Origin of the sequence: Nocardia asteroides (assembly GCF_900637185.1) — a bacterium.
Lineage (GTDB): Bacteria > Actinomycetota > Actinomycetes > Mycobacteriales > Mycobacteriaceae > Nocardia > Nocardia asteroides.
Genome location: NZ_LR134352.1, coordinates 3577261 through 3601680 on the forward strand (window position 1 = coordinate 3577261; position 24420 = coordinate 3601680).

23 protein-coding genes and 1 riboswitch are annotated in these 24420 nt (G+C 69.5%); of the genes, 10 read left to right on the top strand and 13 right to left on the bottom strand.

Features of this window, described 5'->3' with window-relative positions; translation table 11 throughout:
* Positions 1 to 19: 19 nt before the first annotated feature.
* Positions 20 to 1213: an epoxide hydrolase family protein gene (locus EL493_RS16875; RefSeq protein ID WP_019050562.1), complete on the bottom strand. Its 1194-nt coding sequence runs from the start codon at positions 1211 to 1213 to the stop codon at positions 20 to 22.
* 101 nt (positions 1214 to 1314) lie between these two features.
* On the opposite strand from EL493_RS16875, the gene EL493_RS16880 reads away from it, so the two are divergent.
* A complete protein-coding gene (locus EL493_RS16880) occupies positions 1315 to 1878 on the top strand; it encodes a CGNR zinc finger domain-containing protein (protein ID WP_019050563.1) in 564 nt (187 codons plus the stop codon).
* A gap of 3 nt (positions 1879 to 1881) precedes the next feature.
* On the opposite strand, the gene EL493_RS16885 is transcribed toward EL493_RS16880, so the two are convergent.
* The 3 genes from EL493_RS16885 to EL493_RS16895 form a co-directional block, all read right to left on the bottom strand.
* Complete coding sequence (locus tag EL493_RS16885) at positions 1882 to 3225, bottom strand: cytochrome P450 (protein WP_019050564.1); 1344 nt, start codon at positions 3223 to 3225, stop codon at positions 1882 to 1884.
* Between the two features lie 87 nt (positions 3226 to 3312).
* On the bottom strand, positions 3313 to 3519 hold the full coding sequence (locus tag EL493_RS16890; protein WP_019050565.1) for a hypothetical protein: 207 nt from the start codon (positions 3517 to 3519) through the stop codon (positions 3313 to 3315).
* A 29-nt stretch (positions 3520 to 3548) separates the two neighbouring features.
* Complete coding sequence (locus EL493_RS16895) at positions 3549 to 4745, bottom strand: zinc-dependent alcohol dehydrogenase (RefSeq protein WP_030203041.1); 1197 nt, start codon at positions 4743 to 4745, stop codon at positions 3549 to 3551.
* Between the two features lie 141 nt (positions 4746 to 4886).
* Here EL493_RS16895 and EL493_RS16900 point away from each other — a divergent pair, with 141 nt between their 5' ends.
* The 4 genes from EL493_RS16900 (at position 4887) to EL493_RS16915 (ending at position 9962) form a co-directional block, all read left to right on the top strand.
* Positions 4887 to 6107 (top strand): acyl-CoA dehydrogenase family protein, encoded by a 1221-nt coding sequence (locus tag EL493_RS16900; protein ID WP_019050567.1) that lies wholly within the window; start codon positions 4887 to 4889, stop codon positions 6105 to 6107.
* Entirely contained in the window at positions 6107 to 7540 is a 1434-nt protein-coding gene (locus EL493_RS16905; protein ID WP_019050568.1) for an LLM class flavin-dependent oxidoreductase, read from the top strand. Before EL493_RS16900 ends, EL493_RS16905 begins: the two co-directional genes overlap by 1 nt.
* Positions 7541 to 7584: 44 nt before the next feature.
* Positions 7585 to 8970 carry a styrene monooxygenase/indole monooxygenase family protein gene (locus EL493_RS16910; protein WP_019050569.1) on the top strand — a complete coding sequence of 462 codons (1386 nt, stop codon included), beginning with the start codon at positions 7585 to 7587 and terminating at the stop codon, positions 8968 to 8970.
* Positions 8971 to 9116: 146 nt separating this feature from the next.
* Positions 9117 to 9962, top strand: a complete 846-nt coding sequence (locus EL493_RS16915) for an acyl-CoA thioesterase (protein WP_019050570.1) — start codon at positions 9117 to 9119, stop codon at positions 9960 to 9962.
* Here the strand turns inward: EL493_RS16915 and EL493_RS16920 are convergent.
* Positions 9959 to 10471 (bottom strand): TetR/AcrR family transcriptional regulator, encoded by a 513-nt coding sequence (locus EL493_RS16920; protein WP_019050571.1) that lies wholly within the window; start codon positions 10469 to 10471, stop codon positions 9959 to 9961. The two genes, EL493_RS16915 and EL493_RS16920, sit on opposite strands and share 4 nt — an antisense overlap.
* A 73-nt stretch (positions 10472 to 10544) precedes the next feature.
* On the opposite strand from EL493_RS16920, the gene EL493_RS16925 reads away from it, so the two are divergent.
* On the top strand, positions 10545 to 10952 hold the full coding sequence (locus EL493_RS16925; RefSeq protein ID WP_019050572.1) for a PaaI family thioesterase: 408 nt from the start codon (positions 10545 to 10547) through the stop codon (positions 10950 to 10952).
* Between the two features lie 7 nt (positions 10953 to 10959).
* Here the strand turns inward: EL493_RS16925 and EL493_RS16930 are convergent, their stop codons facing one another.
* The 7 genes from EL493_RS16930 to EL493_RS16960 form a co-directional block, all read right to left on the bottom strand.
* Entirely contained in the window at positions 10960 to 13017 is a 2058-nt protein-coding gene (locus EL493_RS16930; protein ID WP_019050573.1) for an ATP-binding protein, read from the bottom strand.
* Positions 13018 to 13030: 13 nt separating this feature from the next.
* Entirely contained in the window at positions 13031 to 14374 is a 1344-nt protein-coding gene (locus tag EL493_RS16935; RefSeq protein WP_019050574.1) for an FAD-dependent oxidoreductase, read from the bottom strand.
* A gap of 274 nt (positions 14375 to 14648) precedes the next feature.
* A complete protein-coding gene (locus EL493_RS16940; RefSeq protein ID WP_019050575.1) occupies positions 14649 to 15140 on the bottom strand; it encodes a beta-class carbonic anhydrase in 492 nt (163 codons plus the stop codon).
* A 140-nt stretch (positions 15141 to 15280) separates the two neighbouring features.
* Positions 15281 to 16087, bottom strand: coding sequence for an ABC transporter ATP-binding protein (locus EL493_RS16945; protein WP_019050576.1), 807 nt, complete (start codon positions 16085 to 16087; stop codon positions 15281 to 15283).
* Positions 16080 to 16928, bottom strand: a complete 849-nt coding sequence (locus EL493_RS16950; RefSeq protein WP_030203035.1) for an ABC transporter permease — start codon at positions 16926 to 16928, stop codon at positions 16080 to 16082. Before EL493_RS16950 ends, EL493_RS16945 begins: the two co-directional genes overlap by 8 nt.
* On the bottom strand, positions 16906 to 17928 hold the full coding sequence (locus EL493_RS16955; protein ID WP_019050578.1) for an ABC transporter substrate-binding protein: 1023 nt from the start codon (positions 17926 to 17928) through the stop codon (positions 16906 to 16908). Before EL493_RS16955 ends, EL493_RS16950 begins: the two co-directional genes overlap by 23 nt.
* Positions 17925 to 18632 carry a TenA family protein gene (locus tag EL493_RS16960; protein ID WP_019050579.1) on the bottom strand — a complete coding sequence of 236 codons (708 nt, stop codon included), beginning with the start codon at positions 18630 to 18632 and terminating at the stop codon, positions 17925 to 17927. Before EL493_RS16960 ends, EL493_RS16955 begins: the two co-directional genes overlap by 4 nt.
* Positions 18623 to 18719: riboswitch (TPP riboswitch) on the bottom strand. It overlaps the preceding gene by 10 nt.
* 166 nt (positions 18720 to 18885) lie before the next feature.
* Between EL493_RS16960 and gndA the strand changes: the two genes are divergently transcribed.
* Entirely contained in the window at positions 18886 to 20331 is a 1446-nt protein-coding gene (gndA, locus tag EL493_RS16965) for an NADP-dependent phosphogluconate dehydrogenase (RefSeq protein ID WP_019050580.1), read from the top strand.
* A gap of 10 nt (positions 20332 to 20341) precedes the next feature.
* Here gndA and EL493_RS16970 read toward each other — a convergent pair whose 3' ends face one another.
* Positions 20342 to 20878 carry a hypothetical protein gene (locus tag EL493_RS16970; RefSeq protein WP_019050581.1) on the bottom strand — a complete coding sequence of 179 codons (537 nt, stop codon included), beginning with the start codon at positions 20876 to 20878 and terminating at the stop codon, positions 20342 to 20344.
* Between the two features lie 298 nt (positions 20879 to 21176).
* On the opposite strand from EL493_RS16970, the gene EL493_RS33150 reads away from it, so the two are divergent.
* The 3 genes from EL493_RS33150 (at position 21177) to EL493_RS16985 (ending at position 24390) form a co-directional block, all read left to right on the top strand.
* Positions 21177 to 21794 carry a hypothetical protein gene (locus EL493_RS33150; protein ID WP_022565666.1) on the top strand — a complete coding sequence of 206 codons (618 nt, stop codon included), beginning with the start codon at positions 21177 to 21179 and terminating at the stop codon, positions 21792 to 21794.
* A gap of 544 nt (positions 21795 to 22338) precedes the next feature.
* Positions 22339 to 22722 (top strand): MarR family winged helix-turn-helix transcriptional regulator, encoded by a 384-nt coding sequence (locus EL493_RS16980; RefSeq protein WP_232017330.1) that lies wholly within the window; start codon positions 22339 to 22341, stop codon positions 22720 to 22722.
* 1215 nt (positions 22723 to 23937) lie between these two features.
* Positions 23938 to 24390 (top strand): flavodoxin domain-containing protein, encoded by a 453-nt coding sequence (locus tag EL493_RS16985; RefSeq protein ID WP_030203032.1) that lies wholly within the window; start codon positions 23938 to 23940, stop codon positions 24388 to 24390.
* Positions 24391 to 24420 lie beyond the last annotated feature (30 nt).

Here is a 24420-nt window from a genome sequence, read left to right on the forward strand (position 1 = left end):
ATCCAATCCTGCGTCCGCATCACCGCCACGATGCGGATTCCAGCCTGCGCTGAGTCAGGGCGGCCGTGAGGCCTTCTCGGAGATCGGCGACGAAGAAGTCGGGAACCTCGAGTGAGGGGAAATGGCCTCCGGATTCGGGGGTGCTCCATCGGACGATCTTCCGGTATCGCTGTTGGGCCAAGGGGCGGGGGCACTTCTCGGTGTCGCGGGGGTACATGGTGAGGGCGGACGGGACGTCGACGCGGAGGTCGGGGTCCAGCGAGTTGTGGCTTTCGTAGTAGATGCGGGCCGCCGATGCGCCGGACCGGGTCAGCCAATACAGGGTGACGTCGTCGAGGATGCGGTCGAGGGAGATGGTTTCGAACGGGCTGTCGTCGGTGTCGCTCCATTCGGCGAATTTGTCGAGGATCCAGGCGAGCAGGCCGACCGGGGAGTCGACGAGGGAATAGCCGATGGTCTGCGGCCGGGTCGCCTGCTGCTTCGCGTAGGCCGCGCGATGGCGCCAGAAATCGCGCGTTTCCTCGACCCAGGTGCGTTCGGCCGCCGTGAGATTCCCGACCGGCGCTCCGGGCGGAGCCTCGGCGAATGTCGTGTGGATGCCGAGAACGTGTCCTGGGAATCGGCCGCCGAGAACGGTGGTGATATTGCCGCCCCAGTCGCCACCGTGCGCCAGGAATGTCCCATAGCCGAGCCTTCCCATCAATTCCACCCAGGCGGCCGCGATCTTCTCGGTTCCCCAGCCGGTGGTGGCCGGCTTGTCGCTGTAGCCGAATCCCGGCAGGGACGGCACCACGACGTGGAATGCCTGCGCGCCATCAGTTTTCGGATTCGTCAGCTCGTCGATGATGTCGATGAACCGGACGATGCTGTCCGGCCAGCCGTGGGTCAGGAGCAGGGGAGTGGCGTCCGCGCGGGGAGAACGGCGGTGCAGGAAATGGATACCCAGTCCGTCGATGATCGTGCGGAATTGGCCGATGCGGTCGAGGCGTTCCTCGAACGCGCGCCAGTCGTATCCGGTGCGCCAGTAGTGCACGACCTCGATGAGATCGGCGAGTGGCACACCCTGATCCCAGCGGCGCGGATCGGGGGCGGCGCGGTAGACCGTCTCGGCTTCCGGGAATCGCGCCGCGGCCAGTCGTGCGCGGAGATCGTCCAGCTCGGCGTCGGGCGTGTGGGCGGCGAAAGGAAGAACGTCGCTGGTCGGGTTGTACACGAGACCTCCTGGCGATCGCGAAACCGGCACGCCGGTGGCGAACCGGCATAGATGGTTCTAACACGCGGTCCCGTCGAATGGCAACCGGCTATGGTGGTTCCATGACGGCTGAGTTTCCCGACTTCCGCCTCGGTACCGTGCTGGCCACCAGCTTCACGGGGACACTGTCGGAGCGGCACGGCGATCCGGTGGAGCGCCTACCCACGCCACAGCGACTCGTCGACTGGCTGGCCGTCTACGGCCTGACCGTGGACTCCTGCACCGCGGCCCAGCTCGACCAGGCGAGGGAATTGCGGGAGTCGATCCACGCCGCCGCGACCGCCGCGGCGAGCCACGGCGTCCTGCCTGCGGCCGCCGTCCAGGTCGTCAACGACCACAGCGTTCGGGGCCGGGCCTCGGCCACGTTGACGACCGAGGGCAGCCGACGATGGCTGCTCGGTGCGGCCACCGGCGTCGAGGATGCCCTGGGCGTGATCGCCGCCGACGCGATCAGCATCATCGCGGGCGAGCGCGACGGGCGCTTGGCCCTGTGCGCGGCGCCGACCTGCCGGGCCGCCTTCTTCGACACCAGCCGGAGTCGGACCCGCCGCTGGTGTGACATGAACACCTGCGGGAATCGGGAGAAGAAGGCGCGCTTCCACGCCGGCCGGCGCGCGACCGGCTGACACCTATCGCTGCTGCAGCGCCGCGGTGGTGATGGTGAAGTCCAGTCCGAAGTTGTTGTAGGTCAACGGAAGTGGCGCGGACGGATCGAGACCGGGGGTGGATCGCAGCTCGACATCGGAGGTGCGCAGCAGCTGGGCGAGCAGTGTACCGGTGGTGAACAGCACCAGGTCGCGGCCGGGGCAGGCGGCCGGGCCCGCGCTGAACGGGACCAGCTGCGGGGTGGTGCGCGCGCGACCGTCGAGCCAGATGTCGGGGACGAAGTCGTGCGCGAACGGCAGCGTCCGGTCGTCGCGATGGAACGCGACCGCCGCCACGAGCAGCGCGGCCCCCGCGTCGAGAGTGAACCGCTGGTCACCCTCGCCCCAGTCGGTGTCCTCGGTGGTCTCGCGCAGCATCAGCGGCGTGGTGGGCCACAGGCGAACCGACTCGAGCACGCAGGCGCGCAGATAGGGCAGTGTCGCGGGATCGGTCTGGTTCAGGGCCTCGGTCGTCGCCACACTGCGCTGGTCGGGGTGGGTGGCCAGCAACGCGAGGGCGCGGCTCAGCGCGATACCCGCCGCGTCGAAGGCGGACAGCCAATGCGGTACCTGCCCGATCGGGTCCGTGGCGCCGGTCGTGGGCGTGGCCAGCAGCGCGCCGAGCAGGCTGTCCGGATCCGGTGACTCGGCGTGGTCGTAGAGGCGATCGAAGAACTTCTCGCGGGTGCGCCGGTGCCGCGGCGCCAGGAACGACCAGTTGCCCGCCGAGCGCAGCGTCCACAGCAGATCGGTGATCTCGTCGTCGTCGCGCGCGGCCGACCCGAGCGTCAGGCGCCGGACCAGCCGCCACCACGCGACCGTGAATCCGGCGGCGTCGAGGTGGCCCGCGGTGGTCGCCTCCGTGGTCAGGCGCGCGGCTTCGTCGGCGATCACCTCGGCGAACGGCGTGGCCAGCCGGTGCAGCGCGGCGCCGGTGTCCAGCGCGGCCTCGTTCAGCGCGCGGCGTTGTGCGCGGAGTTCACCGCGCGACACCAGGACGCCGTGCGGCTGGAACTGGCCGAGCGCGGCCCGCTTCTCCCGGTTGGCCGGATCGAACGGCGACGGAGCGTCCGCGAGCACCCGGCCGACATCGGCCGGATCGAGCACGACGATCACCCGCCGTCTCGGCAGCACCAACTCGACCGGGCCCGGACCGAATTCGTCGCGCAGCCGGTGGATTCGCGCCACCGCGCGCGCATCGGCACCGGTGCGTTCGAGCAGGCCCATCGTCCGGCGCCGGCGCGCGATCACCCCCGCGGCGAAGCCGGCGAGTCCCAGATCCGCGAGCGTCGCTACCGCACGAAAACCCGTCAGCCGAGGATGCGACATAGAACCTCCTGAATTCGTCGGTCGTTCGGCTCGGCCATTCCACCGATCGACAGCGCCAAACGCCGGATGCCGGTCGATCACCGTGGCTCAGCCCTCGTCGAGGATCGCGTCGATCTCGTCGAGGCGGGTCTGGACGAGCGCCTTCTCCTCCCGCGCCGCCACGTACTCCTCGCCCTGGGCCGGGCTGCCGACGCGCGCTACCCGCTCGATCGACCTCGCCAGTTCCGTGCGTGTGCGCTCCAGTTCCGCGCGCTCTTCGCGCAGTCGTGCGAGTTCTGCTCCGGTACGTGTCATCTGAACCTCCTGACAATCGGGATCGGCCGTCAATTCGATCGCAGCACGGGGTCGAGCACGATCTTGATCGCGCCGTCGGCCTTGCGCTGGAACATCTCGTAGGCGCCGGGCGCGTCGGCCAGCGGGAGCCGGTGCGTGGCGAAACCGTCCACGCCGAGCGGGTCGTCGTCGCCGAGCAGCGGCAGGATGTCGTCGGCCCAGCGTTTGACATTGGCCTGGCCCATCCGCAGCTGGATCTGCTTGTCGAACAGGACTCTCATCGGCAGCGGGTCGAGCATGCCGCCGTAGACGCCCACCAGTGAGATCGTCCCGCCGCGGCGCACGATGTCGACGGCCAGCTGCAACGCGGCCAGGCGATCCACGGCGGCGGTGTCGATGAGCTTCGCGGCCAGGGCGTCGGGGAGCAGTCCCGCCGCTCGCTGGGCGGCCGAGGCCAGCGGCGATCCGTGCGCCTCCATCCCGACCGCGTCGATGACGGCATCGGTGCCGCGGCCGTGCGTCGCGTCCTGGACGGTCTGCGCGACCGTTTCCGGTGACGCGTCCAGGTCGATCGTCTCCACGCCGCGTCCGGCGGCCCGCCGCAGCCGCTCGGGTACCCGGTCCACGCCGAACACCCGGAGTCCGCGGTTCATCGCGATCCGCGCGCACATGTCGCCGATCGGGCCGAGCCCCAGCACGGTCACCGACCCGCCCTCGGGCACCGCGGCGTACTCGACCGCCTGCCAGGCGGTCGGCAGCACGTCCGACAGGAAGAGGAACCGGGTGTCGTCCGGGCCGTGGGGAACTTTGATGTGGGTGAAATCCGCGTGCGGAACGCGCAGGTATTCCGCCTGCCCGCCGGGAACCTGCCCGTAGAGCTTCGAGTATCCGAACAGCGCGGCGCCACTACCTTGCTCCCGGACCTGTGTGGTCTCGCACTGCGTCATCAGGCCCCGCTCGCACATGAAACAGTGACCGCAGCTGATCTGGAACGGCACCACGACGCGGTCGCCGACGGACAGGTTGTCGACGCCCGGTCCGACCTCCTCGACGATGCCGATGGGTTCGTGCCCGAGAATGTCGCCTTCGGTCATGAACGGCCCGAGCACCTCGTAGAGGTGCAAATCGGAGCCGCAGATCGCCGTCGACGTGACCCGCACGATCGCGTCGGTGGGGGATTCGACGACCGGGTCGGGGACGGTGTCGACCGACACCTTTCGTCTGCCTTGCCAGGTAACCGCTCGCATAGCTGCCTCTCTGGCGTGCCGAAGTTCGGCCGCGTACGGAGGCGACTACCCGCAATCGCGCGATGTACCCGGAGCGCACCCATTGCGATCCCGCTGCGCGCAACCGGTGAGTGCCGGGCCGCGCGGCGTCATGGTGAGGGCATGACATCCACAGAGACGAAACGCGCGGCCGATTCCGAACTGGATGACGTCTTCGCCCCGATCTTCGCCCGGATCGCCGACGGCGCGGTCGCCAGGGAGACCGACCGCACCCTGACCCACGCCGAGGTCGACGCCCTGCGCGCGGCGCGCTTCGGCGCGCTGCGGGTGCCGGTGGAGCACGGCGGCTACGGCGCGAGCGTACGCCAGCTGTTCCGGCTGCTCATCGACCTCGCCGCCGCCGAATCCAACCTCCCGCAGGCCCTGCGTGTGCACTTCTCGTTCGTCGAGGACCAGCTGCTGGCGGCGCCGGGCGCGGCACGGGACGGGTGGCTGCGCGCGATCGGCGAGGGCACCCTCGTGGGCAACGCCATCACCGAACCGGGCGTGGGCGCCGTCGACCGCTACCGCACCCGGCTGACCCGCGACGGCGACCACTGGCGCCTGGACGGCACCAAGTACTACAGCACCGGCTCGCTCTACGCCGACCACATCCTGGTCGCGGCCGACCGCGACGGCGAGCGGGTGGGGGTGCTGGTCGGCGCGCGGGCCGACGGCGTGCGTCAGCACGACGACTGGGACGGCTTCGGTCAGCGGCTCACCGCCAGCGGCACCACCGAATTCACCGCCGTCCGGGTGACCGACGACCAGATCCTGGGCCCCGGCTACGGTGTCCCCGGCCCGACCTACGCGACCGCCTACCTGCAGCTCGTGCAGCTCGCGGTGCTGGCCGGAATCGCGCAGCGCGCGGAATCGGATGTGCGCGAATGGGTTTCGCGGCGTACTCGCGGCTACACGCACTCCGCCGCCGACCTGCCCCGGCACGACCCGCTGGTGCAGCAGGTGATCGGCAAGCTGTCCGCGGCCGCGTTCGCCGCCCGCGCGACCGTGCTCGCGGTGGCCGAACTCCTCGACGCGGTGCTCGACGCCGGAGCGAGCGACGAGGACGCGCTCACCGCCGTCGAACTCGCCGCCGCGCAGGCCCAGCTCGCGGTGATCGATATCGTGCTGCCCGCGACGAGCCTGCTGTTCGAGGTCGGCGGCGCCTCCATCGTCTCCGAAGGACTGCGCCTGGACCGGCACTGGCGCAACGCGCGCACCATCTCCGTGCACAACCCGGCCATCCAGAAGGCCAGGGTGGTGGGCGACCATCTGCTCAACGGGACGGACCTGCCGTTCGGCTGGAGCGCGGGCGAGCGGGTTCCGGCCGCGGGGGAGGCCTGATGGCCCGCCGCATCCGGTTCAACGCCTTCGACATGAACTGTGTGGCGCACCAGTCGCCCGGGCTGTGGCGCCACCCCGAGGACCAGTCGCACCGCTACAAGGAGCTGAGCTACTGGACCGAGCTGGCCCAGCTGCTCGAACGCGGCCGCTTCGACGGCCTCTTCATCGCCGACGTCCTCGGCACCTACGACGTGTACGGCGGCAACGACATCGCCGCGCTGCGCCACGGCGCCCAGATCCCGGTGGCCGACCCGCTGCTGCTGGTGACGGCGATGGCCGCGGTCACCGAACACCTCGGCTTCGGCGTCACCACCGGGACCGGATTCGAGCATCCCTTCCCGTTCGCCCGGCGCCTGTCCACCCTCGACCACCTCACCGGCGGCCGCATCGGCTGGAACGTGGTCACCGGTTACCTGCCCTCGGCCGCCCGCAATCTCGGCGCCGCCGACCAGCTCGACCACGATGCTCGCTACGACCAGGCCGACGAGTACCTCGAGGTGCTCTACAAGCTGTGGGAGGGGTCGTGGGAGGACGACGCGGTGGTGCGCGACGCCACCAGCGGCGTCTATGTCGACCCGGCCAAAGTGCACCACATCGGCCATCGCGGGCGGCATTTCACCGTGCCGGGCATCCACCTGTCCGAACCGTCGCCGCAGCGCACCCCGGTGATCTACCAGGCGGGCGCGTCCCCGCGCGGTGTGCGATTCGCCGCCGAGAACGCCGAGGCGATCTTCGTGGCCGCGCCGTCGAAACGGGTACTCGCCCAGACGGTGTCGCGCATCCGTGACGCGCTCGAGGCCGCCGGGCGGGATCGGTACGCGGCCCGGATCTACGCGCTGGCGACCATCGTCACCGATGCCACCGACGCGGCCGCGCACGCCAAACACGAGGAGTACCTGTCCTACGCCAGCGTCGAGGGCGGCCTGGTGTTCATGTCCGGCTGGCTGGGGATCGATCTGTCGCGCTACGACCTCGACGACCCCATCGGCGATGTCGAGAGCAACGCGATCCGTTCCGCCGTCGCCGCGTTCCAGGAATTCGACGACGACGGACGCGCCTGGACCGTGCGCGACATCGGCCGCTGGGCCGGGATCGGCGGCATGGGCCCGGTGTTCGTCGGATCGGGGGAGACGGTCGCCGACCGCCTCCAGGAATGGGTGGCCGAGACCGACCTGGACGGGTTCAACCTCGCCTACGCCATCACCCCGGGCAGTTTCGAGGACATCGTGCGCCACGTGGTGCCCGTGCTGACCGCCCGCGGTGTCTACGCCCCGGAGTACGAGCCGGGAACGCTGCGGCACGCGCTGTTCGGCGCCGGTGACCGGCTGCCTGCGCAGCATCGCGGTGCGAGCTACCGGGTGGGCGGGGCCAATTCGACCGTGCTGCCGGAGGCGCAGTCGCGGCCGGGTGCCGTCGCGATCGATTCCCGCTGATCCCAACCCTGCTGCGACGGAACCGAATCGAGCACCATACGGATATGACATCGCAGAATCCCGTTTCACGTTCCACGCGTTCGGCCGCGATCGTCGGCGCCGGACAGACCGGCGTCTCCGCGGCGCTAGGTCTGCTCGACGCCGGCTTCGAGGTCACGCTCTACAGCGACCGAGATCAGCGGGCACTCCGCGACGACGTGTCCGCCACCGGCACCGCCCTGGAATTCGGTGTGACGCAACAGGCCGAGCTCGCCCTCGGCCTGGACCCGTACACCGCCCGGGCGCCCCGCCACACCGGGCTCAGCGTCCGCATCGCCGATCCCGACCGCAACGAACTGATCGCCTTCGACGGCGTCTTCGACGGATACGTCGGCGTCGCGGTCGACACCCGGCTCAAGGCCGACGAACGGCTCAGCGCGTTCCTGGAACGCGGTGGGCGGTTCGTCGTCGAGCAGGTCACCCCGGAAAGCCTGGACGGCATCGCCGCCGGGCACGACCTCACCCTGGTCGCGACCGGCCGCGGCGGGCTGTCCGACCTGTTCCCCGTCGACACCGCACGCACCGTCTACGACGCGCCGCAACGGTCGCTGCTCACCGTCACGGTCACCGGCCTCGGCCACGGTCCCGACGTGTTCGCCCACCGCAGCCCCGCCGGTGGCGCGCACAGCGGCTTCTCCATCTTCGCCGACCAGGGCGAAGGCTGGTGGGGGCCCTACCTGCACAAGGACGCGGGTCCCAGCTGGGCGTTCCTGGGCTGGGCGCGCCCCGGCAGTGATTTCGAACGCCGTTTCGCCGCGGCCGACTCCGCCGCGTCGGCGCACCGCGTCGTCACCGAGCTCTACCGCGACTACGTCGACTGGGACCTGCCCGAGGTGCTGTCCACCGAGGTCATCGAGGACGACCCGCATTCCTGGCTGAAGGGCGCCGTGCGGCCCGTGGTCCGCGCCGGGGTGGGCACGACCGCGAGCGGCCATCCGGTGGCCTCCCTCGGCGACACCTCCGTCGCCTACGACCCGATCGCGGGCCAGGGCGCCCAGAGCGGCCTGATCCAGGCGCAGCGTCTGGTCGCCGCGGCCGCCGTGCACGACGGTGCCTTCGACGAGGCATGGATCGCCGCTCGCTACGCGGAATTCCTCGCCACCCGCAGCGACGCCGCCGCCAAGGTGACCCGCCTGTTCCTCAGCGACCCCGCCTTCGCCGACATCGGCGGCCAGTTCTTCGCCACCGCCGCGGTCGACCCCCGTTTCGCGAGTGCCCTGGTCGGCCTGCTGCACCACCCGCAACCCTTCCTTCCCATCGAAACCCCCGACCAGGCCGCCGCGTACATCGAGGAGGTGACCGGCACTCCCGCAGCCGACCTGCTCGCCCGCTTCCAGCCCGCGGGCCGCTTCGCCCGCTCCGAGTACGGCGCGGCCCTCAGCAGGGCCTGACAGCACGTCCGGTCGCCGTCGTCGCCGTCGTCGCCTCGCCGCGCGACGACGGCGACCGATCACCTCGGTCGGTCCGCATCGCGAGAACGTCCCACTGAGCGCGCCGTGACTACGCCGACGGCCGAAAGGTGTGCGAGCATTCCGCCGTGGCTGGTGGAACCGATAATTGGCCGGTCGTCGACCTGGCCGACCTCCTCGACGTGCTCGATCTCGCCGAGATCGCGCCCGGACGATTCCGCGCGCGGAACGTGACATCGACGCTGCCGACGACACTGGGCAGCCAGACGCTGGCGCAGGCCGTGGTGGCGGCCGAGCGCACCGTCCCGCACATGGCGGTGCAATCGCTGCACGGGGTGTTCCCGCGCGGTGGGTACGCCGACCGCACGGTCGAGGTGCACGTCGAGGTGGTCCAGTCGGGGCGCGCGCTGGCGACCGTGCAGGTGTCCTTCCGGCAGGACGAGCGCGAACACGCCCGGGTGCTGGCCATGCTCAGCGTCGACGAACCGGACTTCCTCGACCATCACGCCGTACTGCCCGCCGACGTACCGGGACCCGGCGACTGCGCCGACCTGCCGTGCGCCCTGCTCCCGTGGGAGGTTCGGACGCCCGGCGGCGCCGACGCCCTGGCACTCGACCTGGCGGGACCACCCACGCTGGACGTGTGGATGCGTTGTGACAAGGCCCCCGACCTGCCGATGCTGTCGCGGGCACTGCTTGCCCATGGGAGCGAGGGTTTCCTGGGACCGGCCGCCCTGCGCCCGTACCCACAGGCCGAGATCGCGCGCCTCGGCGGCCGCGGCAGGTCGGCCATGCTCACCCAGACCATCACCTTCCACCGGCCCTTCACCGTGCACGACTGGCTGCTGCTGCGCTGCGAGAGCCCGTTCGCGGGCGCGGGCCGCATGTTCGCGCGGATCCAGATATTCACGGCCGGAGGCGAACTGGTGGCCTCCGTGGATTCGCACGGGCTGATGCGCGCGCAGGACCGCTAGCCGTCCGATCCCGCGCCTTCGCACAGGATCTTGGTGGTGAGCGCGCGCACCATGCCGCGCACCTTCGGTGGCGGTACCTCACCGGCGATGAGGTAGGGCCGCACGGCGGCGAGTGGCAGGTCGAAGAGCGCGAACAAGGTCTGATCCTTGGGCAGGCCGGTCTGCGCCGCGATCGTGGCCACCACGGCCTTGATCTCCCGCGTCTGCTCCTGCTGCAACTCCTCGTGCTCGCGCCGCGACTCGGCGGACCAGGATTCGGGCTCGAACGCGGGCGCGCCCGCTTGCATCACGGCCGCCGATGCCGGATTGCGGCGGCACCAGCTCACCATCCATTCCGCGGCGCGCACGCCGTCCGCCGGCGTGGGCGTCGCGCCGAGTGCCCGCCGATAGCCGTCGTGGAACTCCCGCACCGTGTGCAGCCAGACTGCGGCCAGCAGGGCGGGACGATCGGGAAACCGGTGGTACACAGACCCGCTCGGCGCGTTGGCCGTGCGGGCCACCGCCCGCATCGTGAGCGCTCGCGCCCCGCCGGAGGCGAACAATCCGACGGCGGCGGCGAGGAGCGCCTCGGTGGAATGAGTAGTGGTTAAGCAGGTCCTGGCGGCCCAGCCCTTCAACGACGTGGTGGGCGCGCGACTGGTCGCGTTCGGTGCGGGCGAAGCCGTCCTCGAGCTCGACATCGCGGATCGGCACCGGCAGCAGTTCGGGCTGGTCCACGGGGGAGTCCTGGCCTACTGCGCCGACAACGCCCTCACCTTCGCGGCGGGCACCGTGCTCGGGGCGGGCATCCTCACCACGGACGTGACCGTCAAATACCTGCGCGCCGCTCGCGACGGCAGACTCCGCACCAGCGCGGTCGTCGATCACCACGACCGGGGCCAGGCCACGTGCAGTGCCCGCATCGAGGCGGTCGGCGCCGACGGAACGGTGACCGTGTGCGCGCTGGCCTACGGCGCAGCCCGGGTGACCGAAGCGAAGCGGCCCGCGTGAGACGCCGCTATCGTTCGTGCTCGCGTTCCGGTCCGTAGAGCTCGAGGTGCCACAGCTTGGCGATCACCCGCTCGATGCCCTGGGTGAGCTGGCGCCGGTAGGTCGAAAACGGCAGTCCGAGAAGCGCGGCGGCCCGTTCCTGCGTCGGTGCCGGACGCAGGAAGGTGCGGTCCAGGACGCGGTAGAGCTTCTCGCCGCGGGCGTCCTCGCGCACCGATTCGACCGTCGCGACGAGCAGCTCACCGAGCGTCGCGCCGGTCGCTGATCCGGACCGGCCGCGTACGACTTTCGACCGCAACAGCGGATTCCGGTCGAGACCGCCGCCGCGCCCCAGTCCGCGCAGTCCCGACCGGACCGCGTCGGCGAACTCGGGCTGGGACAGCACCAGCTCGGGGGTGGGCGCTTCGGGTCGCGTCGTCACCGCGCCGACGACCCGATCACTGGTCAGCTCCAGCCATTCCGGGACGCCGACCCGCCGCCAGTCGTGCGCGTACACCGCGTAGCGGCGCCCGCCCACCACGAAGTCGGCATCGCTCGCACGATGGAAATCGATGTGGTTCAGAAAGGGCTCCCACGCCTCGGCGTCCTCGAACGCGCCGATGAAATCCCAAGTCAGGCCCGGCTGGGACAGCCAGAAATGGGTCGAGCAGGCCGTGACCACATTGATGGTCGGGGAGGGGCCCTGGTTGTGCTCCGCATCGACGAGGAAGCGGCCCGCGTACACCGGCTCGCCGGGACGGGGCCGGCCGTATCGGGCGGCGTAGTCCCACATGGCGCGGGTGCCCGGATCGGCCGACAGGTCGGCCTCGGTCGCGTCGTGCAGCGCCAGCCGGCCGAAGTACCCGATCGGGGTGCCGCCCGAGCCCACGATCACCACGAACTGTTCGGGCTGTCGCGTCAGCCAGAAGTCCACCAGCTCGGCCTGTTCCGGACCCTGATGCCGTGTGGTCATCGCCAGGATGGACTCGCGATGCACCGGCCGGTACCGGTCGGGGAAGGCCCGGCCGTAACTCGACCAGTCCCAGTACGCCGAGATGGCCGGGTTGTGGCGGTGCAGGAAGACCAGGTCGGCGACCGACCGACGGCCGTGCGCCGCCGTGACGTCGAGGACCTCGAGCAGGTGTGCGCGCACCCGGCGGTGCACCGCGAGGTAGGACTCGGGGTCGCGCCAGCGCAGGTCGGCGTCCAGGACGTCACGGGCGATCTCGTGGGGCGCGAGTCCCGATGGGCCGGGTTCGATGATCGCGAGCCCGCGCAGCCAGGCGAAGACATCGCCGCAGTCCGGTTCGTCCAGCGCCGCTCGCAGCAGGGCTTCGGTGGTGAACCGGACATGCGCGCACACCTCCAGCGCGGCCCGGTGACGCTTGCTCGGCACCGAATCGAGGAAGCGGGCCAGCAGCGCGCGCACCGCGTCGGGGGTGTCGACCAAGCTGGTCGGCAATGCACCGTCGGTCTGAGCCAGCACATCGGCCAGCAGGGCCAGGGCCAGCGGATGACCATGGGTGAGCGCGAGCATGCGGTCGTGGTGCGCCACGGGCACTTCGGCGATCCGGAGGTAGGTCCGGACATCGTCGGGGGCGAGATTGCGCAGGGAGACCACGCGTAGCAGATCCCGCCAGCCGGGGTCGTCGGACCAGCGGCGCGCGGGCGGCTGACGCGAAGCGATCACCACCAGAACGTTCGTGGTCAACCCCGGCAGGAAGGTCTGGCACAGCCAATCCTCCAGCGGCGCAAGGTGTTCGAAGGTGTCGACGAGGAGCACCGATCGCGGCTGCGCGGACGGCGGCTCCGTGACGGCCCCCGCGAAAGCCTCGGGCGATGGCTCGATCGCCCGCCCGTCCACCCGGACGGTGCTCGCGCCGGCGCCCGCGGCCACCTCGGCGAGTTCGGTGAGCAGCGTGGTCTTGCCGACGCCGCCGGGCCCGTAGAGGTACAGCACCGCGAACGGAAGTTCCGTCGCCGCGAGCGCCGACCGGAACAACTCGACTTCGGCGGTGCGCCCTACGAACCGCCGTCGTCGCGCCGAACGGAGCCGCGCGGCCACGGTGGTCGTCGGGTCGGTCATCGCGTGTGGTCCATCAGGCACCGATCCCCGGTGCTCGGCGCATGCCGATCATCACCCGCGCGATAGTAGTCGGCGTCAGCAGCCGCCCCGGGTGATCGAGCAACGCCGACACCCGCAGGAACCGCGCCGCCACGATCGGATCGTGCCTGCCGACTTCGAGCAATCGGCGGACATAGCCGTTGACCAGCCGGATCCGGGCCGTCCGCCGCCCCGGCACCAGCGGCTGGGTCAGATCAGCACCCACGGCCAGCTCCCACGCGACACCCACCGGAACCGCGGCGGAACGGAAGAAGCGGCGCTCCAGGTCGTCGCCTGCGGTGCGCAGACACTCGCGCAGCGCCACGGCCTGCAACGCGGCGATCGACATGCCCTGCGCGTAGATGGGGTTGAAACCACACATCGCGTCGCCCAGCGCGATCAGCCCACGGGGGAAGCGGTCGGCCAGGTCGTAGCGTCGCCGTCGATTGGCGTCGTACCGGTAGGTCACCACCGTCGACTGCGGCTCCGCGCGGCGCAGCGCGTCGAGCACATGGGGCGGCGCGAACGGTGCGACGAAGTCGACCAGGTCGTCGAAAGTCGTGCCGGGGTGATGATCGCGGTAGCCGGTGGCGGTGAACAGCCAGCTGTCGTCCTCGGTGGCGAACAACGCCATCCCGATCGGCCGGTCCGGGGCAGGCCCGATCAACACCAGGTTCTCCGGTTCCGTGCCGGGCGCCAAGCGCAGCGACAGGCTCGAATAGCCGATATGGACCGACACCGTCTCCTCGGGCGGTGTTTTGTAGCCGAGTTCGGTCAGCCAGGCCGGTGTGCGGGTGCCGCGGCCCATCGCGTCCACGACGAGGTCGGCCGTGAGCGCTTCCGCCGCGCTGCCGAGCGTGCGCGCGATGATCCGGACACCGGTGACCCGATCTTCGGCCTCCGCCGGAATCAGGCCCACGGCATCGCGGCCGTCCGCGAAGTGCACCGAGGGCAGCGCCCGGACCCGTTCGCGCACTCGCGCTTCCAATCGCAGCCTGGTCGGCAGATACGTCGTCACCTGCGGCTGCACGGCAGCCGAGAGACGGTTGCCCGCGACGGAGAAGTAGAACCCGGTGTAGTCGTCGATGGCCTTGGCCCCCGCGCCGACCAGTTCGTCGAGCAGACCGGGGAACAAGCTCTCCAACGCCTCGGAACCGCTGGGCAGCAGCGCGTGCACATGCTTGCCCTGCGGCACCCCGCGCCGCGGACTGTGACCGTCGTCGAGCCGATCCCGCTCCACCACCGTCACCCGGTCATACGAATCCGACAGAACCCTGGCGGCGAGCAGCCCCGCCATACTCGCGCCCAGCACCACGGCGTGCTCACCTCGGCGAACCATCACGAACCTCCTGTGATCTCGATGATGGTGTGAGGTTCGGGCAGATGATTGCTCGGTCACCAGACCGTTTCGCTGCTCATTCGGACCGGGCAGTGCCCGATTCCGCGGCAGCGCGCGAGTCCCTGGGGTAGCCGACTACGCGTGCCCACCCAGTGCGTCGACAACGGCCGCGTCGCCATCGACGGCCTGCCCGGTCCGAAGATCGGCGGCGACGTCACCGCCGAGGGCGGTACCGATCTCACCGTCTTCGAGAACGGCGATGTCCGCTGGGCCCTCAGTCCAGGACTTCGTTCAGTTTCCCGGTCGCGACGTCGAAGACGAATCCGCGCAGGGAGGTGGTGCGGGTGATGAACGGGCTGCGCTCGATGCGGCGCAGCGAGTTGCGGACGTCCTCGTCGAGATCGCCGAACGCTTCGGCGGACCAGGTCGGCTTGATGCCGATCTCGTCCTGGATGCCGCGTTTGAAGTCGTCGTCGGTGAAGGTGAGCATGCCGCAGTCGGTGTGGTGGATCAGGATGATCTCGGTGGTGCCGAGCAGCCGCTGACTGATGGCCAGCGAGCGGATCTCGTCGTCGGTGACCACGCCACCCGCGTTCCGGATGACGTGCGCTTCACCGTCCTGCAAGCCCAGGATGCGGTAGACGTCGAGACGGGCGTCCATGCACGCCACCACGGCGACGTGCTTGCTGGGCGGCAGCGGCAGCGGGCCGCTGAACTGCGCGGCGTACGCGGCGTTGTTGCCGAGATATTCGTCGGTGACGGTCATGGCGGCGTCCTCGGGTCGATGGGTGGCGACATACGAATCTCCGCATCCATGGTCGACGCACTGCTTGCGGGCGGCCAGAGATCCGCGCACGGCGAGGCGAAGGGTCGTTCGCGGCGGTGCGAAGGAGTAGAAACGGCGCGCTACCGCTGCTCGGCGAGCGCCCGGCGCGATTCCTCGTGCAGGACCGTGAGGAGTTTCTCCTCCAGCGCGGCGAACTCGGGCGAGGTGATCATCGACAACCCGCGCGGTCGTGGCAGGTCGACGCGCAGTTCGTAGCGCACGGTGGCCGGGCGCGCCGACAGGACGATCACCCGGTCCGACAGGTACACCGCTTCCCGGACGTCGTGGGTGATCATCAGGACCATCCAGCGATACCGCTGCCACACCTCCTGCAGCCAGGACTGCATCTCGGTGCGGGTCAGCGAGTCGAGTGCGCCGAAGGGCTCGTCGAGGAGCAGCAGTTCGCGCTCCTGGACAACGGTCCGCAGCAGTGCCGCGCGCTGCCGCATGCCGCCCGACAGCTGGAACGGGCGGGCATCCTCGAAGCCGGACAGACCGAAGACGGGGAACAGGGCGCGGGCCCGGCGCCGGGCCTCCGCCTTCGCCACACCCTGGACCCGCAGGCCGAGGATGGTGTTGTCGAGGACCGTTCGCCAGGGGAAGAGCAGGTCCTTCTGCGGCATGTAGGCGCAGTGCGATGCGGTGTCCTCGCCGTCGGCCGCGCGGAAACCGACGCTGCCGGAGTCGGGGGATTCGAGGCCGGCCAGCATGTTGAACACGGTGCTCTTGCCGCACCCGCTCGGGCCGATGACCGTGACGAACTCGCCCGACCGGACGGTGAACGAGACCCCGCCCAGTACCTCGAGGTCCGGGGTGCCCCGGCCCGGCTGGGGGAACGATTTGGTGAGCTGGTCGACGACGATGCGGTCGTCGGCGGCGTCAGTCACGTCGGCTCCTGTTCTCCGCGCGTGCCCACGGTGCGACGAGGCGTTCGATCGCGAACGTCGACAGGTAGAGCGTGATGCTCAGCAGCGCCGTGACCAGCACCGCCGCCAGGACCAGATCGGTGCGGAACGAGTTCTTCTGCAGGCTCATATAGATCCCGAGACCGACGCTCGCGCCGACATATTCGGCGAACACCGCCCCGACGACCGCGTAGGTGATGCCGATCCGCAGCGCCGTGAAGAACCGCGGCAGCGCGGACGGCAGACGTACATACCGGAACTCCTGGAGCCGGGAGGCACCCATGCTGCGCAGCAGCGCGCCCGCGTCCCGGTCGGCGGCGGCGAATCCCTCGATCAGCCCGACCGCCATGGGGAAGAAGGTGACCAGCGCGACCACCAGCACCTTCGGCAGCAGACCGAATCCGAACCAGATGATCATCAACGGCGCGATCGCCACGATCGGCACGGTCTGCGACGCGACGAACAGCGGCACCAGCGCCCGCCGCAGCCACGGCGAGAAGTCCACGATCACCGCCAGCGTCCACGCCAGGACCAGCGACACCGCGAACCCCACCAGCGTCACCTGCAGGGTGGCCGTCGCATGGGTGCCGATCTCGGCCCGGTGTGCCCAGCCCTGCTGGACCACCCGCAGCGGCGACGGCAGCACCTGCGGACGTACACCACTGCTCGTGACGTAGACCTGCCAGATCACGACGAGTACCGCCACCGTGACGAACGACGGCACCGCCCACCGGATCCCGGCCCAGCGGCCCGCCGCGCCGCCACTCGCGGGGGCCCGCGGCGGCGCGGCTACGGACGGCTCACGGGGTGTCGAGGTACTCATCGGTGAAATAGGTCGACCAGTCGGGCTCGGTGGTCAGCGGCTTGCCGTCGGGACCGGTCAGCAGGCCGCCCCGGTACAGGAAGCCGGAATTGGCCGACCACTGCTGCACGGTCTGGGGACCCACCTTGCCCGCGGCGTTCTTCATGAACTGCGCGGCCAGCATGCGCTGACTCTCGAACACCAGCGCGGTGTCGTTGAACGCGCCCGGATTGGCATCGATGAGATCCTGCGCCGCCGCGTCCGGATTGTCCGCGGCGAACTGGTAGCCGCGCTGCAGCGCTCGCACGAATTTCGCGGCGCGATCCGGATTCTGGGCCAGCCAGCCCTTGTTGGCGTCGACCACGATCGCGTAGGCGTCCGGGAAACCGAAATCGGTGTACCGGAAGTAGCGCATCGGGGTGCCGTGGTGCTCGGCCTCGATCCCTTCCCACGCCAGGTACGAGACGGTGAAGTCGGCCTTGCCCGAGTAGACCGCCTCGTATGCCGACGAACCCAGCACCACGGAGGTGAAATCGCCGGTGCCACCGTCGTTGCGGATGACCTGCTGGAGTGCTTCCTTCTCACCCGGATCGCCGAATCCGGCGTAGGTCTTACCGTCGAGATCCTTCGGGCTCGCGAGGTCGGCGCGATCAGCGCGCACGCCGATACCCGTCGCCCAGTGCTGCAGCGGGGCGAGCACCGACGTCACCTGGGCGCCCGAGGCCTGGGCGAACGTCGACGAATTGTGGGTACTGATCCCGAATTCCGCGTTCCCGGCGTCGATCACGGTGTCGACGGAGGTGTTGTTGTACGGCAGGATCTGCACATCCAGACCGGCGTCGGCGAAGTACCCGCGCTGCGCGGCGACATAGAGCCCGACGTGGTTGGTGTTCGGTGTCCAGTCCAGCGCGAACCGGATGGTGTCACCGGAGCCGCCGCCGGAACCGCACGCGGTGAGCAGCGACAGGGTCGCGACGGTGGTCGCCAGGACCGCGAGCGCGCGGCGCAGACGCCCGTTCATGCGGCGGGCCAGGGCTGCGGATGCAGGGCGGTGTCCCAGAACAGCAACTCGTAGCGCACGGCGACCGTGAACGCCTTCTCCATCGCGGCCCGCTCCCGCTCGCCGGCCGACTCGGCGGCGGCGTCGACCAGCGCCCGAGCGGCGGCCGCGGACTGCTGGAACTCCGCGGCGCCGTACGTGGTGACCCACTGGGCGTACGGATGCGTTGGATCGGCGGCGATCACCTGCGCGGCGCTCGCGGCCAGGTCGCGGCCCACCTCGGCGTAGACCCAGAAGCACGGCAGCGCGGCCGCCGCGGCGACGGCGTAGGACTCGGTGGCGGCCGCGGCGATCAGGTAGGACACGTAGGCCAGGCAGGTCTGCGAAGGCTCCGGCTCACCCTGCCGCGGGGGCAGCACGCCGCCGGTGAGCAGCTGATCGTGCATCGCGGACTCGACCGCGGCGGCATTCGCCGACGACGTCGCCCAGAACGCCGCGGTCTGCGGGTCCGGCGACTTGGCGGCGAGGATCGCCAGCGCCTTCGAGTACCCCGCGAGATACAGCGAATCCTGCTCGATGTAGGTGCGGAACACCTCGAGCGGCAACGTGCCCGCGCCGAGGTGGCGCAGGAATTCCAGGTCGTCGATCGCACTCCGCAGGACCTTGGTCCGGTCCCAGAGGTGATCGGTGAACAAGCCGGTATTCGTGGTGTGGGCGCGCAACACCGTGACATCCCTTCGTCAGCATTACCTGAACAGGTTCAGCGGGTCTGTTCTCAGCCTCGCGGTCGCGAGACACCCCGTGTCGGAACTCGACCGACCCTAGCAGCGACCACCGACACGCGGGCGATGCCCGGTTCCGCGTGCGGGCCCGGTGACGGTGGTACGTGTACGGCCGCGGATCGGCACCCGGTAGCTTGGCTGCCGGGGACGCTGTCCTCCGCACCCGTCGGACCCGCCGAACGAAGAGAGCTGATCAATGTCGACCTCTACCGCGCGTGCGCAGATCGGTGTCACCGGCCTGGCCGTGATGGGCAGCAACATCGCCCGCAACTTCGCCAAGCACGGCTACACCGTCGCTCTGCACAACCGCTCCGTGGCCAAGACCGACGCGTTGCTCGCCGAGCACGGCGGTGACGGCGATTTCGTCCGCACCGAGACCGTCGAGGAATTCGTCGCCGCGCTGGAGAAGCCGCGCCGGGTGCTGATCATGGTCAAGGCGGGCGACGCGACCGACACCGTCATCGAGGAACTGGCCGCCGCCATGGAGCCGGGCGACATCATCATCGACGGCGGCAACGCCCTCTACACCGACACCATCCGTCGCGAGGCCGCCCTGCGCGAGCGCGGGCTGAACTTCGTGGGCGCCGGCATCTCCGGCGGTGAGGAGGGGGCGCTCAACGGTCCCGCGATCATGCCGGGCGGACCGAAGGAGTCCTACGAGTCGCTCGGCCCGCTGCTGGAGTCGATCGCGGCGCAGGTCGACGGCACACCGTGCTGCACCCACATCGGCCCCGACGGTTCCGGGCACTTCGTCAAGATGGTGCACAACGGCATCGAATACGCCGACATGCAGCTGATCGGCGAGGCCTATCACCTGTTCCGTGACGCACTCGGTTTCGACGCCGGGCAGATCGCGGAGGTGTTCACCCAGTGGAACTCCGGGGACCTGGAGAGCTACCTGGTCGAGATCACCGCGGAGGTCCTCGCGCAGGTCGACGCCAAGACCGGCAAGCCCCTGGTCGACGTCATCGTCGACGCCGCCGAGCAGAAGGGCACCGGTCGCTGGACGGTCAAGTCCGCGCTCGATCTCGGCGTGCCGGTGACCGGAATCGCGGAGGCGGTCTTCGCCAGGGCGCTGTCCGGCTCCCGTGCCCAGCGCAAGGCCGCGGTGGGCCTGGCGTCGGGCGTCCTCGCCGACAAGCCCACCGACGTCGAGCAGTTCACCGAGGACATCCGGCAGGCGCTCTACGCCTCCAAGGTCGTCGCCTACGCGCAGGGTTTCGACCAGATCGCCGCGGGCAGCGCCGAGTACGGCTGGGACCTGCACCCCGGTGACCTGGCGACGATCTGGCGCGGCGGCTGCATCATCCGGGCCCGGTTCCTGAACCGGATCAAGGAAGCCTACGAGCAGGACCCGGCCCTGCCGAGCCTGATCCTCGCCCCGTACTTCCGGGAGGCGATCGAGACGGCGATCGACAGCTGGCGGCGCGTGGTGTCCACCGCCACCCTGCTCGGAATCCCGGTGCCCGCGTTCGCGTCCTCGCTGTCCTACTACGACGCCCTGCGCGCCGAGCGCCTGCCCGCCGCCCTGACCCAGGGCCAGCGCGACTTCTTCGGTGCGCACACCTACGAGCGCATCGACGCCGACGGCAAGTACCACACGCTGTGGAGCGGTGACCGCAGCGAGGTATCCGCGGGCTGAGCCGGCCGGGTCACAACGCGGCCTTCGTCACCGGATCGGGCGAAGGCTCGCGTTCCCCCTCCTCGTCCCAGTCCCGGCAGTAGGGGCACCACGGGCGCAGCCGGTGGTGCAACCAGATCGAGTACATGAACGTCGCCCAGAGCGCGTCGACCGGCAACGACACCACCCGCGGCCAACCGGCGACGTGGACGAGATACACCGGCACACTGAGCGCCACCAGCACCAGCAGCATCCGGGGCGCGGTGGACACCGAATGCCGCAGCCACAGCAGCCCCTGGCTGCGCTCGGCCCGCACGCCGGCATCGGCGGGCACTTCCCGCATGCACTGCACGCACAACCGCCGGAAGTCGTTGTGCATGAATCCGATGAACAGCACGAGGTTTCCGAGCAGGATCGTGAGCTCGATCAGCGTGCCGGTGTATCCGAAGTAGGTGGCGACACGTGCTGCCGCGATGGCTGCGAGCCCGTACAGCATCAGGTGGGCGATGGTGTCGAGAAGCCGGGTGAACCGGGACTCGTCGTTGTTGAAGGCGTTGAAGATCGCCACGGGTGCTGTGTCCTTCGGGTATCGGTCGGCGGCTGCACTCGAGCGGCGTCGGCCACTGGCTGGGTGTGCCGGGATCGTAGAACGTGCCACCGACGTGTTCCGGCCGTCCGCCGGCGACGGAAACCTTTCCGGAATTAACTATTCGCAGTAGATAATTAATAGTGAAAAGCGATATTCCGTCCCGATGGAATTATCGATTTCCGGCCACGGATAGATGTGGAGACGCTATATTTCTTGAACACCAATATTGCGGTCCGACAATCCGTCACACCGCTGCTCGATAATTCTGGAGATCGCCATGAGCTCGACCTCTTCCCTCTTTCGCGCCAGCTTTCTGGCTCCGGTGGCAGTCGCTACCGTATTTTGTCTGGCCGCACCGGTAAATGCCGCACCCGTCAGTGTGAACTGGAGCTGCCGGGGCACAGTGCTCGGTATCGGTCAGACCTCGAGTATGAACACCACCGTCACCGGCACCGCGCCCGCCTCGGCGGCATCGGGTTCGGCGGTGGCCATCACCATTACGCCGGGTGCTTCCTCGGTGCCCAGTTCGGCTTCCGGGTTCACGGTGAACAACATCAGCAACCTGAAGATGACCATTCCGACGCCCGCGAATTCGACGTTGGTCTCGGCCACCGCGTCCGGCGGTACGGTTGCCGGCACCGTGGCCGTCTCGGGCGGCAATGCCGTTCTCACCGTGCCGGGTCCGATCGCCGGCGGCACCAGTTTCACGCCACCTGCGGTGACCCTCAATGTCACCGCGGGCGCCGCCGGAACGTCGATCACCAGTAAGTACGCGGGGACCAGTTACACGAATCCCGGCATGACCATGACGACCAACGTTTCCTTCGTCGGCAATGTCGCGACCGCGTGCTACCCGAATCCGTCCCCGACCCTGACCACCACCACCGTCACTTAAGTCCGTCGGCGGTCGACGGCGGGAAGTCCGCGCCGTCGGCCGGGTGACCCCCGGCCGGGTTGTGAGAGCAACCCGGTCCGGTGGGCGGCGGGACGCACCGGGTGCCCGCGTTCCCTGATAGTGCTTGCCCCGCATTGTGTTTGGGGAACTGAAGTCGCTCGTCCGAATATTTCGATGCGCGGTATCGCACCGCCTGCTGTGTCGTACAGTGCATGTCCGGCACAACTACGGCCGTTTCGGCAACCGGAGCGGTGCCGGTTCCGTGAGGTTCGTCAGCTGCGGTCCAGGCTGCTGGTCGATCGAGTGACAGGAGCCCCCATGCCCGCTTCGAAGGCCCGCCCGCTACCCCTGCTGTTCGACCGTCGGGCACACCGCCGCGGTGACTGCCGCTGAGCGGTCGTCTGTGTCGAAGTGATCGAGGGGAAAGCCTGTGTGCCCGACGACAAGCGAACCCGCCCGGATCTCGGTCGAGCTCAAACGAGCGCTGGAGTTCTATCACGGAAGTGTCGAAGATCTGGTCCGTGAACTGATCCGGGTGCTCGGAGTGAACGAGACGGACCGGCGAGCGCTGGAGATCGTCCTGCTCGAGGACGAGAAGTCGACCACGCCGGGATTGCTGGCCGAGCGGCTCGGCCTCACTGCGGCCGGTGTCACGATCATGCTCAACCGACTGGAGAAGCAGGGTTACATCGCCCGCTCGCTGCATCCCACGGATCGTCGCCGCGTGATCGTGATGGCCACCGAACTCGCGGCCCATCGCGTGCAGGAACTCGTCGTCCCGATGATCGTCGAAAGCTACAAGATGCTGCTGAGCTATTACGACACAGCGGAACTCGAAATCATCGCCGACTTTCTCACCCGCGCCGGTGAACTGCAACGAGTCCACCGGCAGCGGCTTCGGGACGTAGACCCCTATCCGCGACCGTGAATTCGGGTGACGCTGTTCCTGACGGTCGACATAGTTCGCGCGAGAAAGCAGATGTTCGATGCACCCTGTCGACAACAGCGAAGATCCGGCAACGAACCCCGGCAGAGGGATTCGCCCCCGGATTCCGCGGCCGTGCGATCCACCGGCTGCGGCGTCGACCGCCGATCGCTGCGCGCAAGCACTGTCGCGTGCCGGTGTGGTCGCCGCCCTGGTGACCACGGCGATCGGGCTGGCGATCATGGTACGGGCGGATTCGGTCCCGCCGGTTCGCGCGAACAGCACGGATACGCTTTCCGGCGAACCCACGGCGCAGACTTGCGACTGCGGCGCCGTGCCCAGCCGGCTCGGCGCGACGAACCTGAACGTGCCTGCGGATCCGCCGATCGAGGCACCCGCACCGGCCGAGGTCGCGGTCGACCAGATGCCCACCGATCCTTGGCCCGCACCGGCAGTGGTCGAGACGACCGATACGGGACCGGCCCTACCGTCCGCGGAGACGCCCACCGATACCGAGCCCACCCCGCCGCCTGCGGATTCCACGACCGAAACCTCCGTTCCGGAGACGTCTGCGACCGTGACAACGGATGCCGCGCCGCCGAACTCGATCGAGATCTCGGTCAGCGCGAGCTTTTCGGCCACGGTGAGCTTTCCGGTCCAGGACCCGCGTGCGCGGATACCGAGCCGGGGCGCCCCGACCTCCACATCGACGGTGACTGTCACGCTGCCGCCGACAGCCACGGGGACAACCGATCCAGGCACGGCCACGGCCACACCCACGGCGACGTCCGTCCCGAACGCGCCGACGTCCGACCCGAGCGCACCGACGGGGGATCCGAGCACGGTGACGGGGGATCCGTCGACCGCGCCCGTCACTTCCTCTGCCACGGCAACAATGCCCACCAGAACCACGACAGCAAATCCGGCGAGTCCGACTACGGCATCGACGCCGCCGAGAAGATCCACCTCATCCGCGCCACCATCCACCTCGACACGATCCGCGAGTCCCACGGCGCCGCGGCCGACGACGAGCGCTCCGAACTCGACGCGGCCGGCGCGCCCGACACCGTCGATCGCGCACCCACCTACCGCGTCGAAGACGACCGCACCCCGATAGAAACAGCAGTCGTGGGCGGGCTGTTCGACGGCGGTGGCCACGATCCGGGCCAGAATGTTAGGTTAGCCATACATAACCTGATGAGAGAGCGAGGTCTCCTGGTGCGTGTGGTCATCCTCTTCGGATCGGAGCTGGGCACATCCGAATCGGTGGCGGACTGCCTGGCCGACGAGCTGTCGAGCCATGAGGTCTCGGTCTACGACATGACCGATTTCGACCCGGGCGACCTGGACGTGGCGGACTTCCACATCGTCGTCTGCTCCACCTACGGCGACGGTGACCTGCCCACCGGCGCCGAACCGTTCTTCGACGCACTCGACGCCACCCGTCCCGATCTCACCGGGCTGCGCTTCGCGGTCTTCGGCCTCGGCGACAGCGTCTACGGCGACACCTTCAACCGAGGCGGGGAGATCGCCGCCGAGAAGCTGACCGAGCGCGGCGCCCAACAGGTCGGCGACCACGCCCGCCATGACGCCTCGACCGAGATCAAGCCCAAGGATCTGGCCAAGCAGTGGGCGGCGACACTGCCGCTACACAACTACGCCACCGTGTGATCCTCACGCCTCCAGTTGCCCGCGCGCCCC

Coding starts and splice junctions, on each gene's coding strand:
- EL493_RS16885 (WP_019050564.1), bottom strand. CDS start 3,225: ATGTCGCATCCTCGGCTGACGGGTTTTCGTGCGGTAGCGACGCTCGCG.
- EL493_RS16890 (WP_019050565.1), bottom strand. CDS start 3,519: ATGACACGTACCGGAGCAGAACTCGCACGACTGCGCGAAGAGCGCGCG.
- EL493_RS16935 (WP_019050574.1), bottom strand. CDS start 14,374: ATGGTTCGCCGAGGTGAGCACGCCGTGGTGCTGGGCGCGAGTATGGCG.
- EL493_RS16950 (WP_030203035.1), bottom strand. CDS start 16,928: ATGAGTACCTCGACACCCCGTGAGCCGTCCGTAGCCGCGCCGCCGCGG.
- EL493_RS33150 (WP_022565666.1), top strand. CDS start 21,177: ATGAGCTCGACCTCTTCCCTCTTTCGCGCCAGCTTTCTGGCTCCGGTG.
- EL493_RS16955 (WP_019050578.1), bottom strand. CDS start 17,928: ATGAACGGGCGTCTGCGCCGCGCGCTCGCGGTCCTGGCGACCACCGTC.
- EL493_RS16905 (WP_019050568.1), top strand. CDS start 6,107: ATGGCCCGCCGCATCCGGTTCAACGCCTTCGACATGAACTGTGTGGCG.
- EL493_RS16900 (WP_019050567.1), top strand. CDS start 4,887: ATGACATCCACAGAGACGAAACGCGCGGCCGATTCCGAACTGGATGAC.
- EL493_RS16930 (WP_019050573.1), bottom strand. CDS start 13,017: ATGACCGACCCGACGACCACCGTGGCCGCGCGGCTCCGTTCGGCGCGA.
- gndA (WP_019050580.1), top strand. CDS start 18,886: ATGTCGACCTCTACCGCGCGTGCGCAGATCGGTGTCACCGGCCTGGCC.
- EL493_RS16940 (WP_019050575.1), bottom strand. CDS start 15,140: ATGACCGTCACCGACGAATATCTCGGCAACAACGCCGCGTACGCCGCG.
- EL493_RS16920 (WP_019050571.1), bottom strand. CDS start 10,471: ATGCGGGCGGTGGCCCGCACGGCCAACGCGCCGAGCGGGTCTGTGTAC.
- EL493_RS16880 (WP_019050563.1), top strand. CDS start 1,315: ATGACGGCTGAGTTTCCCGACTTCCGCCTCGGTACCGTGCTGGCCACC.
- EL493_RS16910 (WP_019050569.1), top strand. CDS start 7,585: ATGACATCGCAGAATCCCGTTTCACGTTCCACGCGTTCGGCCGCGATC.
- EL493_RS16895 (WP_030203041.1), bottom strand. CDS start 4,745: ATGCGAGCGGTTACCTGGCAAGGCAGACGAAAGGTGTCGGTCGACACC.